This is a genomic window from Actinophytocola sp. (assembly GCF_035634895.1).
Taxonomy (GTDB): domain Bacteria; phylum Actinomycetota; class Actinomycetes; order Mycobacteriales; family Pseudonocardiaceae; genus Actinophytocola.
On the sequence record NZ_DASQCC010000127.1, the window covers coordinates 53761 to 69312 of the forward strand.

The 15552-nt window shown below is 70.0% G+C and carries 10 protein-coding genes; 6 read left to right on the top strand and 4 right to left on the bottom strand.

What is annotated here, in order from left to right:
• Window positions 1-77 precede the first annotated feature (77 nt).
• Window positions 78-1109, top strand: a complete 1032-nt coding sequence (locus VET29_RS18615; protein WP_324921941.1) for an alpha/beta hydrolase — start codon at window positions 78-80, stop codon at window positions 1107-1109.
• Here the strand turns inward: VET29_RS18615 and VET29_RS18620 are convergent.
• Window positions 1102-4353 carry an AfsR/SARP family transcriptional regulator gene (locus VET29_RS18620; protein WP_324921943.1) on the bottom strand — a complete coding sequence of 1084 codons (3252 nt, stop codon included), beginning with the start codon at window positions 4351-4353 and terminating at the stop codon, window positions 1102-1104. The two genes, VET29_RS18615 and VET29_RS18620, sit on opposite strands and share 8 nt — an antisense overlap.
• Before the next feature lie 384 nt (window positions 4354-4737).
• Between VET29_RS18620 and VET29_RS18625 the strand changes: the two genes are divergently transcribed.
• The 5 genes from VET29_RS18625 (at window position 4738) to VET29_RS18645 (ending at window position 10919) form a co-directional block, all read left to right on the top strand.
• Window positions 4738-5847, top strand: coding sequence for a SagB family peptide dehydrogenase (locus tag VET29_RS18625; protein WP_324921945.1), 1110 nt, complete (start codon window positions 4738-4740; stop codon window positions 5845-5847).
• Window positions 5848-5865: 18 nt separating this feature from the next.
• Window positions 5866-7134, top strand: a complete 1269-nt coding sequence (locus VET29_RS18630) for an MFS transporter (protein ID WP_324921948.1) — start codon at window positions 5866-5868, stop codon at window positions 7132-7134.
• A gap of 140 nt (window positions 7135-7274) precedes the next feature.
• Complete coding sequence (locus tag VET29_RS18635) at window positions 7275-8402, top strand: GGDEF domain-containing protein (protein WP_324921950.1); 1128 nt, start codon at window positions 7275-7277, stop codon at window positions 8400-8402.
• 21 nt (window positions 8403-8423) lie between these two features.
• The gene (locus VET29_RS18640; protein ID WP_324921953.1) at window positions 8424-9596 is read left to right on the top strand and encodes a GGDEF domain-containing protein; all 1173 of its coding nucleotides are present in this window, start codon (window positions 8424-8426) and stop codon (window positions 9594-9596) included.
• Between the two features lie 135 nt (window positions 9597-9731).
• Window positions 9732-10919, top strand: a complete 1188-nt coding sequence (locus VET29_RS18645) for a multidrug effflux MFS transporter (protein WP_324921955.1) — start codon at window positions 9732-9734, stop codon at window positions 10917-10919.
• Here VET29_RS18645 and VET29_RS18650 read toward each other — a convergent pair.
• The 3 genes from VET29_RS18650 to VET29_RS18660 all read right to left on the bottom strand — a co-directional run.
• Window positions 10867-11457, bottom strand: coding sequence for a hypothetical protein (locus tag VET29_RS18650; RefSeq protein ID WP_324921957.1), 591 nt, complete (start codon window positions 11455-11457; stop codon window positions 10867-10869). The two genes, VET29_RS18645 and VET29_RS18650, sit on opposite strands and share 53 nt — an antisense overlap.
• Window positions 11458-11592: 135 nt before the next feature.
• On the bottom strand, window positions 11593-13635 hold the full coding sequence (locus tag VET29_RS18655; RefSeq protein ID WP_324921959.1) for an ATP-binding protein: 2043 nt from the start codon (window positions 13633-13635) through the stop codon (window positions 11593-11595).
• Window positions 13636-14253: 618 nt separating this feature from the next.
• A partial coding sequence (locus VET29_RS18660; protein WP_324921962.1) for an alkaline phosphatase D family protein occupies window positions 14254-15552 on the bottom strand: 1299 nt, incomplete at its 5' end.

The following is a 15552-nucleotide window of genomic DNA, read 5'->3' on the forward strand; positions in this document are numbered from 1 at the left end:
CGGACGCCGACGAGAGGCATCTCACGCCCGGCGTAATCCGGTCGATGGGGTGGGCCGGCGTCCCCTAGGCTCCCGTCATGTTGCCCTGGTCCACAGAATTGGCCGGTCGTATCGAGGACGGGATCGTCCACAGTGAGCTGTTGCGGGACAACCCGCTCGGCGACCCGCACGACCGGCCCGTCTACGTCTACCTGCCACCCGGCTACGACGACTCCGACCGGCGCTACCCGGTCGTCTACGTGATCCAGGGCTACACCGGGCACGTCGGCATGTGGTTCAACCGGACGCCCTTCCGCCGTCCCTTCCCCGAGCTGGCCGACGACGTCTTCAGGGCCGGGGACACCCCGCCCGCCATCGTCGTCTACGTCGATGCCTGGACGGCCTACGGCGGCAGCCAGTTCCTCGACTCCCCCGCCACCGGGCGCTACCACTCCTACCTCTGCGACGAGGTCGTCCCCTGGGTCGACGCCCGGTACCGCACGCTCGCCGACCGTGCGCACCGCGCCATCATGGGCAAGTCCAGCGGCGGCTACGGCGCGATGATCACCCCCATGCTCCGGCCGGACCTCTTCGCCGCGCTGGCCACCCACGCCGGCGACGCCCTCTTCGAGGTCTGCTACCCGGACAGCTTCCCGCTCATCGCGCGCACCCTCCGCGACGAGTACGACGGCGACTACGCGAACTTCCTCGCCGGCCGTGCCGGCCGGGTACACGGCACCAAGGACAGCGACGACGGGCTCATCGAGATCTACGGCTACGCCGCCGCCTACTCCGGCAATGCCGACGCCTCCGTCTCGCTCCCCTTCGACGACACCGGCGCCATCATCACCGACGTCTGGGCGCGCTGGCTGTCCCGCGATCCGGTCCGCATGGCCGCGGAGCCCGAGTACGCCGAGGCGCTGCGCTCCCTCACCGCGGTCTGGATCGACTCCGGCCGGTCCGACGACTACTACCTCGACCTCGGCGCGACGGCCTTCCGCCGCGCGATCGACAAGGCCGGTGTCGCCGACGACCGCGTGTACTTCGAGCTGTTCGACGGTCGCCACGGCGGCATCGAATACCGCTATCCATTGTCGCTGGCGTGGCTGTGCGCACGAATCGCTAGCTGATTTCGGCCAGGACCCATCTGATCGCGTCGATTTCGGGGGCGGGTCCCTGGAAAATCTCCAGTGACGTCAACCATTCCTGCTTGGCCTGTTCGCGTTCTCCCTGGGACAACAGACCAAGGCCCTTGATATGCAGCGCCCTGGTCTGGCCGTAAGGCGAGCTTACTTCCTGGTGAATCGCGAACGCGTTGCTCGCGTGGTCGACCGCCTGGGCGTGGTTGCCTTTTTCGTGGGTTATCCAGGCCAGGAGTATTTCGGCGTCGCCGCGAAGGCGGCGCAGCTCGCCCCGCTGGGCCAGGCCGATGGCGGTCTGGGCGTGTTCCTGGGCGTCGTCGAGATGGCCTGCCGACTTGTCGATCGACGCCAGCTGCAGCGTGGCCTCGACGCGGGCCTTGGTGTAGTCGAGCTCGTCGGACCGCTTGAGCGCCGACTCCGCCTGGGCGCGCGCCTGTTCGGTCCGGCCGAGGTCGTGGTAGATGCCCGCCAGGGAGACCAGGGAGTCGGTGATGTCGTACTCGTCGCCCAGCTCCTCGGCGACCGCCAGGGCCTGGGTCGCGTGGGCGATCGACGCGTCGATGTCGCCGATCTTCGAGTAGGCGTGGGCGAGTGCGCGGAGCGCCTCCGACTCGTAGTGCTGGTCGCCGCTTCGCCGGTACAGCTCCAGCGCGAGGAGGTACTCCTCGATGGCGCCGTCGAACTCGCCGCGCCTGATCATGATCATGCCGAGACTCAGGTGCGCCGCGCCTTCCGCCGAGTCGCTGGACTTCGCGTCGATCAGGTCGAAGGCGGAGAGCGCGTACTTCTTGGCGACGTCGAGCTGGTCCCGCTGTTCCTCGCAGAGGCTCAGGTTCAACAGCGCCAGCAGCTGGAGGTCGGTGAACTCGTGGCGCTCGGCGACCCGCAACGCCTCCCCGATCTGGTCGGCCGCGTCGCGCAGGTACCCCTGCGTCGCCAGCGCGTCGCCGAGGGCAATGCGCGCGCGGACCTCTCCCTCGGAGAACCCGAGCTCCAGGTAGTGGCTGAGCTCCGCCCGGATGTGCGGAAGCGCCCGCTGGACGTCCCGGATGCGCGCGTACACGGACGAGAACGCGGTGTGCATGGTCGCCATCGCGCGCCGGTTCCCGGTGCTCGTGGCGGCGCTCAGCGCGATCTCGAAGGCGCCCAGCGCCTCGATGCGGTAGTCCCGGTGCGTCACCACGTAGGCACGCAACGACTCCGACAGGTACCAGCCGATCTCCGCCGGCCCGTAGTGGGCGGTGTAGCGGATGGTCGCGATCAGGTTGGGTGCCTCGTCGTTCATCCACTGCGCGGCGTTCGACACCGCGGGCGCGCGCGGCGCCCCCAGGATGCTCGAATGGTCGCGCGGCAGGCGGATCCACGTCGGGTACAGGGCGTCCGCGGCGACGTCGGCGGTCGTGACGTAGTAGCTGTGCAGGCGTGCGAGTGCGGCGTGCAGGTCGCCGGGGTCGTCCTCGGTGACGCACCGGTCGTGGGCGTAGAGGCGCACCAGGTCGTGGAACCGGTAGTGCCGCGGCCGGCTGGGGTGGATGAGGCTCGCCGCCGTGAGCTCGCCGAGCAGCCGCTCGGCCGTCTCGGCGGGGACGTCGGCCACGTGTCGCGCGCACCTGCGGCAGAAGTCGGATCCGGGCACCAGGCTCAGCAGCCGGAACAGGCGCGCCGCGTCGGCGGAGAGCGTCCGGTAGGACAGGTCGAACACGGCACGCACCGTGGCACGCGGGTCGTCGGCGATCGTCAGCGCGGCGAGGCGGTCGCGCTGTTCCAGCTCGGAGATGAAGTCGGGCAGCGGGCGCGCGCTGTGCAGGTAGGCCGTCGCCGCGACGCGCATGGCCAACGGCAGGTGCCCGCACAGCTCGATGATCTTCCCGATGTCGGTGTCGGCCGGCATCGGCGCGGTGCCCAGGATGGCGCGGATGAGCTGTTCCGCCTCCGGTGGTCTCAGCGGCCCCAGCTGCAGCAGGCGTGCCCCGGTCAGCGCGGCCAGGCTCGGCATCTGCGACCGGCTGGTGATCAGCACCGCCGACTCGGGCGCGGCCGGCAGGAGGTCCTGCACCTGCTGTGCGTTCGCCGCGTTGTCCAGGACGAGCAGGATGCGTCGGTCGGCGACCAGGCTGCGGTAGGTGTTGGTGAGATCCTCGAGCTCCGTCGGTACCTGGGTGGAGGGCAGGCCGAGCGCGGGTAACACCCGGCTGAGCACCCGCGCCGGGCTCAGCGGCGTGTGTTCGGAGTAGCCGTGGAGGTCGATGAACAGCTGCCCGTCGGGGAACCGGGTCCGCACCTCGTGTGCCAGCTTGACGACGAACGCGCTCTTGCCGACGCCCGGCATGCCGCTGATGACGAGCACCGGCGTGCTCGCGCTGGACGGGGCCGTCAGCACGGTCCGGGCCATCGCCAGCTCCGCGGTGCGGCCGACGAAGTCGCCGAGGTCGGCCGGCAGCTGCGCGGGCGTGAGGCGCACGAGCACGGAGGTGCCCGCGGTGGCGTGCTGTGCGGTGTCGTCGAGGGTGTCGGTGAGCACGCCGTGGTGGGTGCGCTCCAGCTCGGTTCCCGGCGTGATGCCGAACTCGTCCGCCAGGTACGCACGCGCCCGCCGGTACGCCGCCAGCGCGTCCGCCCGCTTGCCGGAGCGGTACAGCGCCACCATCAGCTGGGACCAGGCGCGTTCGCGCTCCGGGTGCCGCGCGGTCATCGCGTGCAGGTCGGCGACCAGCTCGGTGTGCCGCCCCAGCCTCAGGTACGCGTCGGCGCGCTTCTCGATCGCCTGGCCGTACTCCTCCAGGAGGGTCTGCACGGCACGTGCCTTCGCCGTGCTCGGCGCGAGGCTCGCCAGCGGCTCGTCCTCCCACAGCGCGAGCGCGTCGTCGAACCGGACGAGCTGTTCGGCGCCCCGCAGGGTCTCCGCCTCACGCACGAGCCGGCGGAACCGCAACAGATCCACCGCGGTGTCGGCGACGATGAGGCGGAAACCGTCCGGTAACGCCTCGATCAACTCCGAGGCGTCGAGCGTCCGCCGCAGCCGCCGGACGTAGGCCTTCGCGCTCTCCCAGGCGTCGCTCGGCGGCTCGTCCTCCCACAGCCACTCGACCAGCTCACTGACCGTCACGACCTGGTTGGCACGCAACAGCAGGGTCGCCAGCACCACCTGCTGGCTGCCGACCGGCACGTGCACCTGCTCCCCAGCACGTAGAACGGCGATCGGACCAAGGACGCGGAATTCGTCCACAGACATCTCACCGCCGCCCTTCTCGATGTCCGCCGACCCCCTTGGCTACTCAGAGCACATGAGCCGATGCCGCCTGTTCCCCGCAGGATAATCCGCGGCATCGGCGCGGTGGTAAGGGTCTGGCAAACTCGTGCTGCGGACAGTTATCGAGCCGGCACAATCAGCTATAGACGAAGCGCGTACGCGATATGGATTCGACTATTCTCCCGCAACAGCTTGGCTACCGGCGTAAGGTACTCTGGCTCCCGAGCTTGGCCCGGCATCAGGAGCGCGCGATGAACACCTCGGCCGTCGACACTGTCGTCATTGAGTTATCCGACGAATACCAGCCCGCGGAGATTATGACGGGATGGAGCGGTCGCCGGACGGCAACAGACCAGCATCGGGGGAATGACTGATCGGTTGCTGGACGACCCACAGCTGCGCATCTCCTCGTGTGGTGCGCTGCTGTGGCACGCTGATCAGCTCGTCTGGCACGACACCCTGACCCACCGGCGTTTCGCCATCGGCGAGGACGCCGATCCCGTGCTGCGCTGTTTCACCACCTGGCAGCCGTTGAGCCACCTGCGCAAGCACGCCCGCGACGACGACCACGCCGAGGCGCTGGTCGCGATCGCCGAACGGTTGCGCACGGCCAACATCCTCGTCACCCGGGAGTCCGAACGGCATCGGGTCGAGGACGCCAACGAGGCCGCGTGGCACCGCTGGGGCCGGCTGGTCGCGTTGTTCCACACGGAGACCCGCAACCTCCGCGACCAACGGTTCCTCACCGCGGCGGCCGACCAGGAACGGCTGCGGGACCGCCTCGACCACGAACCGCCACCACCCGTCAGCCGGACGCGCCAGACCACCCATCGGGTACCGCTGGCGCCCGACCCGGCGCGGTGGACGCGTGGTGGCTTCCTGGAAGTTCTCTCGCATCGCCGTAGCACGCGCCAGTTCCGCGCCGACCCCGTGCCGTTCGAGGCCGTCAGCACGCTGCTGCGGTGGGCGGGCGGCATCACCGAGGTGGACGAGCCGACACAGACCGCCTTCAAGACCACCCCGTCCGGCGGCGGGCGGCACCCCACCGAGATCTACCTCCACGCGCACCGCGTCGCCGGGCTCCGTGCCGGTCTCTACCACCTCAACACCGGCACCGACGAGCTGGAGCTGATCGGGCCGCCGCAGTCCCCGGACGAGCTCGTGGAGCTATTGGGCGGCCAGGACTGGGCCGCCGGCAGCGGCTGCGTCGTGTTCTACACGTGCGTGCTGCCGCGGAGCATGTGGAAGTACTCCACTCCGCGTACCTACCGCATGCTCCACATGGATGTCGGGCACCTCAGCCAGACCGTCTACCTCCTCGCCGCCGCGCTCGGGCTCGGCGTGACCTTCACCGCGGCGGTCCAGGACGAGAAACTAGAAGACTTGCTGGGGATTGACTCCGCCTATGAATTGGTGATGGGCTGTTCAGTGATTGGGATGCCACTGGGTGTAACCTCAATCGAATACGGAGAGTAACCACAGGAGGGCGCAGAGTTGCCGGGGGACCACGCACGGGACGGTCGCGTCACCTACGCGGACATCTTCGGCGAACGCGAGTTCCGAGCGTTGTTCATCAGCCGGGCGCTCTCCACGATCGGCGACTACGTGGCACGCGCGGCGTTGGTCATCGCGGTGTTCTCGGAGACGAAGTCCACGGCGCTCATGGGCATCACCTTCGCGCTGACCACGCTGCCGGACCTCATCGGCGGCCCGGTGCTGGCCGGCCTGGCCGACCGGTACCCACGCCGCGCGGTCATGGTGGCCGCGGACATGGGGCGCGCGCTGCTCCTGCTGGCCATGGCGATACCGGGGCTGCCGCTGCTCGCCCTGTGGGCGCTGCTGTTCGTGATCCGGCTGCTGGACCCGCCGTTCTACAGCGCCTACCTGGCCACCATGTCCGTTGTGCTGCCCGGGAAACGGCTCGTGAAGGGGTCGGCGGTCACGCAGCTCGTCAACCACGTCTCCTACACGCTCGGCTACGCGGGCGGCGGCCTGATCGTCGGTCTCACCGGACTGTCGCTGGTCCTGGTGTTCAACGCCGCCACCTTCGTCCTGTCCGGCATCGTGATCCTGGCGGGTGTGGTGACCCGCCCGGCGACCGCGCTCGCCGACGCGCCGGCGACCTGGTTCGGTTCCACCCGCGCCGCGGTCCGTTACATCACCTCGCATCCGCGGCTGAGGCTCACCATCCTGTTCACGCTCCCCATCGCCTCGGTGCTCGTGTGCGAGACGCTCGCGGCGCCCTACGCCGTGGAGCTCGGCTACGGGTCGGCGGTCGCCGGGCTGCTGATGGGCGCCGGCCCGGCCGGCATCGTCCTCGGCCTGTGGCTGCTGCCGATGATCATCCCGGACCAGCGCGCCGGACACGTCGCGGTCCTGTCGGTCATCAGCGTCGCGCCGCTGATGCTGTTCATCGCCGTGCCGGGGCCGGCGATCGCGTGCGGGTTGATCGTGCTGTCCGGTGTCGCGCTGTACTACTGGATCCCGCTCGCCGCGGACTTCACCCAGTCCGTTCCGGACGACATGCGTGGCCAGTCCGTCGGCCTGCTCACCACGACGATGCGGGTCACCCAGGGCGCCGCCATCCTGATCTACGGACTCGTCGCCCAGAACGCGAGGTCGTCCACCGTGTTCGCCGCCGCCGGAGTAATCGGGACGGTGATGGTAATCGCCTTGTCCGTGGCTTGGACGCGGGCAAACGGAGCAGCGACAATCGCGGTGACACCGCGTACTATCCCGCCTCACGGTGATGCGGTGCAGTGACACCGCGGAGATCCGGTCGTCATCTGTGACATCGGTCGCGTTGCTGTCCGTCGTGTGTCCGTGAGCTGTCCGTGCTCACAAAGAACCTTGGAACCATGGGCACAGGGGGACACACAGGGGGAACCAACCAGGTCCACGACATGATCTCGGCTGCTGCCGTGCTGGTCAGCGCCGCGGTCTGCGGGGTCGGGCTGATCTGGTTGACGGTGCCGTCCGTCTCGTGGGGGACGGGGCGGAAGGCACTGGTACTCATTCTCTGCGGATTAATCCAGGCTGAGCTGGCCCGACGGACGGCGCACGCGGACACTCCCGGTGTCTCGGCCGCCGCCGTGTGGGTCGTCGGCGCGGCGCTGACCCTGCCGCTCGCCGGGGTCATGGTCGTGTCCGCCGTTCTGCTCACCCACGACCAGTTCCGTGGACCGCGCCGCGGATCCCACCTCGGCCGCGTGCTCACCGGCACCGCGGGCGCGGCGCTCGCCTGGCTGGTGTACTCGGCCGCCGGCGGCATGCTCGGGGCGGTGCTCGCCGGACTGGCCCACCTCGCCGCGACCAACGGTCCGACGCTGGTCCGCGAGGCACGCCGGCTGCTCCGCGACGCACACCACCGCGGCTCCATCGGTGACGGCATGACCTGCGCCGCACTGGGTGTGCTGCTCGGCTCGTTCGCACAGCACTCGCTGCTGGCCGTCCCGCTCGTCCTGCTGCCCGCCGCCTACCTGCAGCGCGCCGCACGTGGCCGCGCGCTGCGGCACGCGGCCGCGCACGACCCGAAGACGCAGCTGTGGAACCACGCGGCGTGGCAGACGCTGTCCAGCGCCGCGCTCGCGAGCCACCGCACGCACACGGCCGTGCTGATGGTCGACCTGGACCACTTCAAGCGGCTCAACGACACCTACGGCCACCAGGCCGGCGACGACGTCCTCACCTGCGTCGCGCACGTGCTGCAGACGACCACCCGCCGCAACGACATCGTCGCCCGCTTCGGGGGCGAGGAGTTCAGCATCCTGCTGCCCGGCGTCACCGAGCAGCAGGCATGCCAGGCCGCCGAGCGCATCCGCGACCAGATCGCCGCGCTGACGGTGATCACCACCAACCTCCACGGGCGGCCGACCACGATCAAGGGCATCACCGCCTCGATCGGCGTCGCCACGACCCACCAGGGCGAGGCGTGCGTCGACGACCTGCTGGTCCACGCCGACCGCTGGCTCTACGAGGCCAAGGAGAGCGGCCGCAACCGCGTCTGCGGCCCCGTGCTCGCCGCGGCCTGAGAAGAGAAAGGGGTGTCCCGGGTGCTCACCGCTCGCATCGGACTCCTGCTCGGCGCCGTGCTGTTCGGCGGACTCGCTCTGGTCGTGCCGCTCACCGCGGGCGACTGGGCCCTTGCCGGCACGGTCCTGGCGGCGGCGGTCGCACAGGCCGAGATCACCCGCCGCACACACCCCGGTCACCAGGATCTCCCCACCGCGACGGCCATGACGTCGGTCTGGTCGGTGGTGGCCGCGATCTCGGTGCACCTCACGCTCGCCGTCGCGCTCGTGCTGGTCCTGCACGCCTACCGCTACGTGCGTGACCGGCAGTTCCCCGCCGACGGCGGCGTGGTCGCGTGCGGGCTCGTCGCGGCCCACTTCGCCGCCTCGGCCGGCGCGTGGGCCACCCCCGACCCGGTCGCGGTGCTCGCGGTCTGCGCGGCCGTGGCCGCGCACCTGACGGTCAACTACGCGCTCGGTGGGCACCGCTTCCGGCGCGGTGCCGCGGACCTGGGCCTCGACGCGGCACTGCTGACCGTCGGCGGCGTCACCGGCGCGCTCGCGGGCGGCGGGCTCCTGGTCGTGCTCGTCGCCGTCCCGGTCGTCGTCACGCTGCACAACGCGGCCCTCACGAAGCAGCTCGAGGACGACGCGTCGTTAGACAAGAAGACGGGCATGGCCACACCGGCGGCCTGGCAGGCGCACGCCGAGCACGTCTTCGCCGAGGCCGTGCCGGCACGGCGGCCGGTCGGCGTGCTCATGATCGACCTGGACCACTTCAAGCGGCTCAACGACACCTACGGCCACCGCGCCGGCGACGACGTGCTCGCCACGGTCGGCGCGTGCCTGCGATCGGAGCTGCGGCAGGCCGACTTCGGCGGCCGGTTCGGCGGCGAGGAGTTCACCGTGCTGCTGCCGGACACCGACATCATCGACACCATGACCACGGCCGAGCGCATCCGCGCCGCCATCGCGGACCTGCGTGTCTCGACCGTCGACAACCACGGCGAGCACACCGTGATCACCGGGGTCACCGCGTCGGTCGGTGCCGCGGCCCACCCGCACCACGGCACCACGGTCGACGACTGCCTCCGCGTCGCCGACAGCCACGTGTACCAGGCCAAGGAACAGGGCCGGAACATGGTCGTCGGCATCGACACGGCCCGCGTCGCGCTGCACACCCGGCGCGGGCCCAAGCCGCCCGAGATCGGCTGAGCCACACCGGACGCCCGCCCGTGCCCGGGATGTCGCGAAGGCGGCCGATGACCTGAACGTGCCCGTTCACGCACGGCTGGCGCCGCGATCGCGCCGTTCGTGTGCCGCGTGCCCGGCGCGTGGTTTCTTGGTGGGGTGCGCCGAGTTCCGTTCGCCATCACGCTCGGGGGGCTCGCCGCGGCGGGGCCGCTCGGCGTGGACATGTACGTCGCCGCGCTGCCGACGATCGCGCGGGACTTCGGCACCGGTGTGTCCGTCACCCAGCTGTCCGTGACGGGGTTCCTGCTCGGGATCGTGTTCGGGCAGCTCACCTTCGGCCCGCTCGGCGACCGGTTCGGGCGGCGGCCGCTGCTCCTCGGCGGCACCGTGGCCGCCGCGCTGTGCGCGGTCGGCTGTGCGGTCGCCCCGAACATCGTGGTCTTCGTCGGCGCGCGGGTGCTCGGCGGGTTCTTCGGCGCGGCCGGCATCGTGCTCGCCCGCGCGGTGGTCACCGACCTGTTCCACGGCCCGAGAATGGCGCGTTACTTCGCCGGTCTCGCGATGCTGCTGGGTGTCGCGCCGGTCATCGCGCCCGCGCTCGGTGGGCTGGTCATGCGGTTCGGCTCCTGGCGGGTCGTGTTCGTCGTCCTCGCCGGGATTAATCTCGCGCTCACCGCGGGTGTGCTGCGGTTCGTCCCGGAGACCCGCGAACATCCGACCTCCCGGCCGCGGGCGATGGGCACCCTGCTGCGCCGGCGCGCGTTCACCGGCCACGTCCTGGTGCTCGCCTTCGCCGCCGTCGCCCTGTTCAGCTACGTCAGCGACTCGAGCTTCGTCTTCGAGAACGGCTACGGCGTCTCGCCGACGGTGTACAGCCTCATCTTCGCCTCCAACGCGTGCGCCATGCTGGCGGCCAGCAGCGTCTTCGGCATGCTCGCCGGCCGGGTCGACCCGGCGGCCGTGCTCCGCGCCGGCATCGGGCTCGCCACCGCCGCCACGACCGTCCACCTGGTGGTGACGGTGACCACGGGCGGTGGCCTGGCCGTCACGTGGGCCTGTCTCGTCGCGACGCTTGCCGGGCTCGGCCTCATCTTCCCCGCCGTCACGACGATCGCCCAGTCGCTGGGCTCGGCGACACCCGGCGCGGCGTCGGCTCTGCTCGGCGCCGGTCAGTTCACGCTCGGCGCCGTACTGTCACCGCTGTCCGGCCTGTTCGGCTCCGGCTCCCCCACCCCGCTCGCCCTGTTCATGCTGGGCGGCATGGTGTGCGCGGGCGCCGTCTACGTCACGGTCATTCCGCGCGCAGCTGAACCGCGATCAGGTCGTAGTGCGAGTAGGAGTTGATGTCGTCGGTCATCTCCAACCGGACCTCGAACCCGTCGCGGTGCCAGGTCTCCGACGGCTCAAGGCCTTCGGTCCGCTTGTCCGGATCGCCGAGCTCCGCGCGCAGCAGGTCGGACAGCCGGGCGAACTCGTCGTCGAACACGTCGCGCTCGGCGTCGGGATCCCGCTCCCACACCGCGGCGTACTCGTCGTCGAGGTCGTCCACCTCGTCCTCGCCTGCCGAGAAGCCGTCGTCGTCCCCGAACTCGTCGTCGGCGTCCTCGTCGATGTCCAGCGCGGGCCAGCACAACGCGCACGGCAGGCGGATCGACGAGCCCGGTTCGCCGGGCGGGTCGCCCAGCTCGAGCCGCCAGCCGTTCTCCTCGCCGCCGAAGTAGTGCGGCGCGCTCGCGCCCGCCGACCACTCCGGCGCCTCGCCCTCGGTCGCCCAGCCGGCCCTGACCAGCGCTGCCTCGACGCCCCCACGGGTCCAGTCGCTGGTCAGCGACAGGAGGACCCTGATTTCCGCCGGTGAGACCGGCAGTCTCTTGATGGACACCCGCTAGAGCGTACTACCGCTGTGGCACAAGGGTTTTCGACCACAGGCCGCCCCCTGGCCAACACGCGACACACGGCCCGACTCGTACTCCCGGCGCCCGACGTTCCGATCGTGGAGTACCCGGACGTTTGGCTGTCAGGGGGCATTGCCACCGATGTTCGAGAATCCCTGGAAGTGACCGTTGAGGACCTGTCCGACCGTAGCAAGGAGGTGGGCCTCGGAGAACGGTTTCTCCACGAGGGCTACGCCTGGTTCGAGGCGTCCCTGGGAGGCGAGGACCGGCCGGGCGTAGCCGGACATGAAGATCACTTCGATCTCCGGTTTGATCACCCGCATCTTCTCGGCGACCTCCTTGCCGAGCATCCGCGGCATGACGACGTCGGTGATCAGCAAGTGGATCTCGCCCTGGTGGTTGGCGGCGATGTCGAGTGCCTCCGGGCCGCTGGCCGCGGTGATCACGTGGTAGCCGTTGCGGGTGAAGATCCGTCTGGTCACCTCGCGCAGGGCTTCCTCGTCCTCGACGACCAGGACGGTCTCTCCCTTGGGCACCCGCTGATATGGCACGGACTCCACGACCGGGGTGGCCGCCTCCACGGTAGCGGGCAGCGTGATGGTGAAGGTGGTACCAGCGCCGGGTTCGGAGTAGATCCCGATGCTCCCGTCGGCCTGGGTGAGGATGCCGTAGATGGTGGCCAGGCCGAGCCCGGTTCCCCCGCTGTCCGACTTGGTGGTGAAGAACGGCTCGAACACGTGCTGAACGACCTTGGCGGGCATCCCGGTGCCGTTGTCGCTGACTCGCAGCCGCACGTTGCGGCCCAGCCGCGCTTTGGATCCTCCGGCGAGGGCGGATGCGTCCACGGTGAGGTTGCCGGTGTCGATGGTCAGTGTCCCGCCGGACGGCATGGCGTCACGGGCGTTGACCGCGAGGTTCACGAGCACCTGCTCCAACTGGCCTGGATCGGCCAGGACCGGCCAGAGATCACCGGCGAGTGAGGTCACGAGCTCGACGTGTTCGCCGATGGTTCGGCGCAGCATTTCCTCCACCGTGGTGATGACCTTGTCGAGGTCGAGAACCTGAGGCCGGATGACGTCGCGCCGGGCGAAGACGAGCAGTTGGTGGGTGAGCCTGGCCGCGCGTTCCGCCGCCTTCTTGATCTGTTCGAGGTCAGCACTGGCGGTTTCCAGGTGCGATGCCGGGTCCGGACCGGACGCGGCGGCGACCTCCTCGGCGACGAACGAGACGTAGTTGAGGATCACTGCCAGCAGGTTGTTGAAGTCGTGTGCTACACCTCCGGCAAGCTGACCCAGGCTCTCAAGACGCTGGGCCTGCGCCTGCGATCGCTCCTTCCGCTCCAACGTGTCGCGGTAGTCGCGGCGCTCCGCGTCGGCCGTCACCTCGGACCGCTCCAACGTGTCTCGCGCCTCCCGGCGCTCCGCGTCGGCGGTCACCTCGGTTCGCTCCAACGTGTCTCGCGCCTCCCGGCGCTCCGCATCAGCCGTCACCTCGGACCGCTCCACACCGTCCCGATCCTCCCGGCGCTCCGCATCAGCGATCACCTCGGACCGCTCCACACCGTCCCGACGCTCCCGGCGCTCCGCACCCGCCGTCACCTCGGACCGCTCCAGCGTCCCCCGACCCTCCCGACGCTCCGCATCAGCCGACACCTCAGACCGCTCCACACCGTCCCGATCCACGCGACGCTCCGCATCAGCCGACACCTCGGACCGCTCCACACCGTCCCGACGCTCCCGGCGGTCCGCGCCCGTCGTCTCCTCGGGTGTGTCCGCGTCGCCCTGCTGCCCCTCGGCCTCCCACGACACCGTGGTGACACCGACAACGCCGCCCTCAGGACCGATGACCGGCTCAGCGGTCACCGACACCCTGATCGTCGTCCCGTCCTTGCGCACCCGGATCGCCTCGTACCGCTCAACGACACCGCCCGCGCTGATCTGCCGCAGTACCGCCTGCTCTCCCGCGAGGCTCTCCGGAGAACAGAGCACATCCATGGGAAGGCCGACGATCTCCTCGGCCTCGTAGCCGTAGAGGACCACCGCGGCCGGATTCCAACCGCAGACGTGGCCCGCGTCAGTGATCTCGACGACCGCGCGCGGCGACGGCGTCCCAGGCCCCTGCTCTTCCGCCGTGGATTCAGCCTGCTGAATCAAGGGTCTGATCATGGGATGTCTCCAGACTTGGCCGGCAGACGCCAGCCCACACCGGACAGGCGATCAACGCGACGGCCTTGGGACGAGGCGGAAACTCTCCGCAACGTCCTCCGGCAGGCGTGCGTCGGCGGGGGCCAGGCCATCCCGCAACGAAGACCGGGTGCTGTCCTCCTCAGGCTAACATGCATTCGGAGGCCCGGATTTGTGGGACGTCAGCTGACGCCTCTTGTCCACTGGCAAAATCTCCGCTGAGGCCGAAATCGCTCATCGCTGCGCGGGCGTCTCTTGGTTGTCGCCGACTGTCCGATTTGCACCAACACAAGGGTCACCCGATCTGATGGACTTCGCCGCTAGCACGCCACTCAGACACGGGATGTGCTATGGAGGCAAAACCGCTGGCCCAGTGGCACAACCCTGTTCGAGGTATGGCTACCAACACCGCGGTCGCGACAGTCGCAACGCCACCGCGAACCCACCCCGCTCCGATATCAGCGGACGTGGAAATCAGCCCTTTTGCGCGTGAATTCGTACCGTTTCAGGCCGGCGAGATCAACGAAGAACGTGAGCCAGTGAACTCCTATTTCCGCCGGTGAGACCGGCAGTCTCTTGATGGACACCCGCTGGGGTGTACTACCGCTGTGGCACAAGGGTTTTCGACCACAGGCTGACCCCCTGGCCATCACGCAGGTCCACGGTCAGCGCGCCGCTGCGGCCATCGACGGTCACCTCGCCGAAGTGCTGGAAACCCTCCAGCGGCGAGGCGTTGGCCGCCGGCGGCGTGTGCGCGAACACCTGTTGCGGCCCGAACGTCGGGTCCAGCGCGTTCGGCCCGAAGGCACCGGCGTGCAGCGGACCGGAGACGAACTCCCAGAACGGGTCGAAGTCCCCCACCGCGGCGCGGTCCGGCGAGTAGTGGTGCGCCGCGGTGTAGTGCACGTCCGCGGTCAGCCACACGACGTTGCGGACCCGACGACGCGCCAGCGCGCGGAACACGCCGGCCAGCTCGTGCTCCCGGCCGCCCGGCGCGCCGGGCAGGCCGTTCGCGACGCCCTCGATGTCGGCGCCGTCCGGCACGGTCAGGCCGATCGGCAGGTCGTTCGCGACGATCTTCCACGTGGCGCGGCTGCGGGACAGCGCGTCGACGAGCCAGCGGGCCTGCCGCGCGCCGAGGATGTGACCGTCACCGTCGCGCGGGGCGGTGTTGGCGTCCTTGTAGGAGCGCATGTCCAGCACGAACACGTCGACGTGCCGGCCGTAGGAGAAGCCGCGGTACACCCGCCCGTCGACCGCGCAGCGCTGGTCGATCGGCTGCCACTCGTGGAACGCCCGGAACGCCCTGGCGGCCAGGACGTCGACCCGCTTCTCCGTGTACTGCGGCAGGTCGAGGATCTCGCCGGGGTACCAGTTGTTGAGTACCTCGTGGTCGTCCCACTGCACGATCGAGGGGACCCGCGAGGCGAAGGCACGCACGTTCTCGTCCAGCAGGTTGTAGGCGAACTGGCCGCGGTACTCGGCGAGCGTCTCGGCGACCTTGGCCTTCTCCGGTGTCACGATGTTGCGCCAGACCCGGCCGTCCGGCAGCGTGACGGACTCCAGCAGGACGCCGTCGGAGTACACGGTGTCGCCGCTGTGCAGGAAGAAGTCCGGGTCGCGCCGCAGCATCGAGCGGTAGGCGGTCATGCCACCGGTGTCCGGGTTGATGCCCCAGCCCTGCCCGGCCACGTCGCCGGACCACGTGAACCGGACGCTCTCGCGGCCGGTGGGCGCGGTGCGGAACGAGCCGGTGAGCGGGGCGCTGCGGACCCGGCCGTCGAGGTCCTCGGCGGTGACCCGGTAGTGCACGGCCCGGCCCGGCGCGAGGTGGTCGAGCCGAAGCTTGCCGGTGCCACCGGTCTCCGGGGTCAGGACCGGGCCACGGACCACGTGTGA

Excerpts from the sequence above, each read along its gene's own strand:
- VET29_RS18620 (WP_324921943.1), bottom strand. The coding sequence starts at position 4,353 with ATGTCTGTGGACGAATTCCGCGTCCTTGGTCCGATCGCCGTTCTACGT.
- VET29_RS18655 (WP_324921959.1), bottom strand. The coding sequence starts at position 13,635 with ATGATCAGACCCTTGATTCAGCAGGCTGAATCCACGGCGGAAGAGCAG.
- VET29_RS18625 (WP_324921945.1), top strand. The coding sequence starts at position 4,738 with ATGACTGATCGGTTGCTGGACGACCCACAGCTGCGCATCTCCTCGTGT.
- VET29_RS18615 (WP_324921941.1), top strand. The coding sequence starts at position 78 with ATGTTGCCCTGGTCCACAGAATTGGCCGGTCGTATCGAGGACGGGATC.
- VET29_RS18635 (WP_324921950.1), top strand. The coding sequence starts at position 7,275 with ATGATCTCGGCTGCTGCCGTGCTGGTCAGCGCCGCGGTCTGCGGGGTC.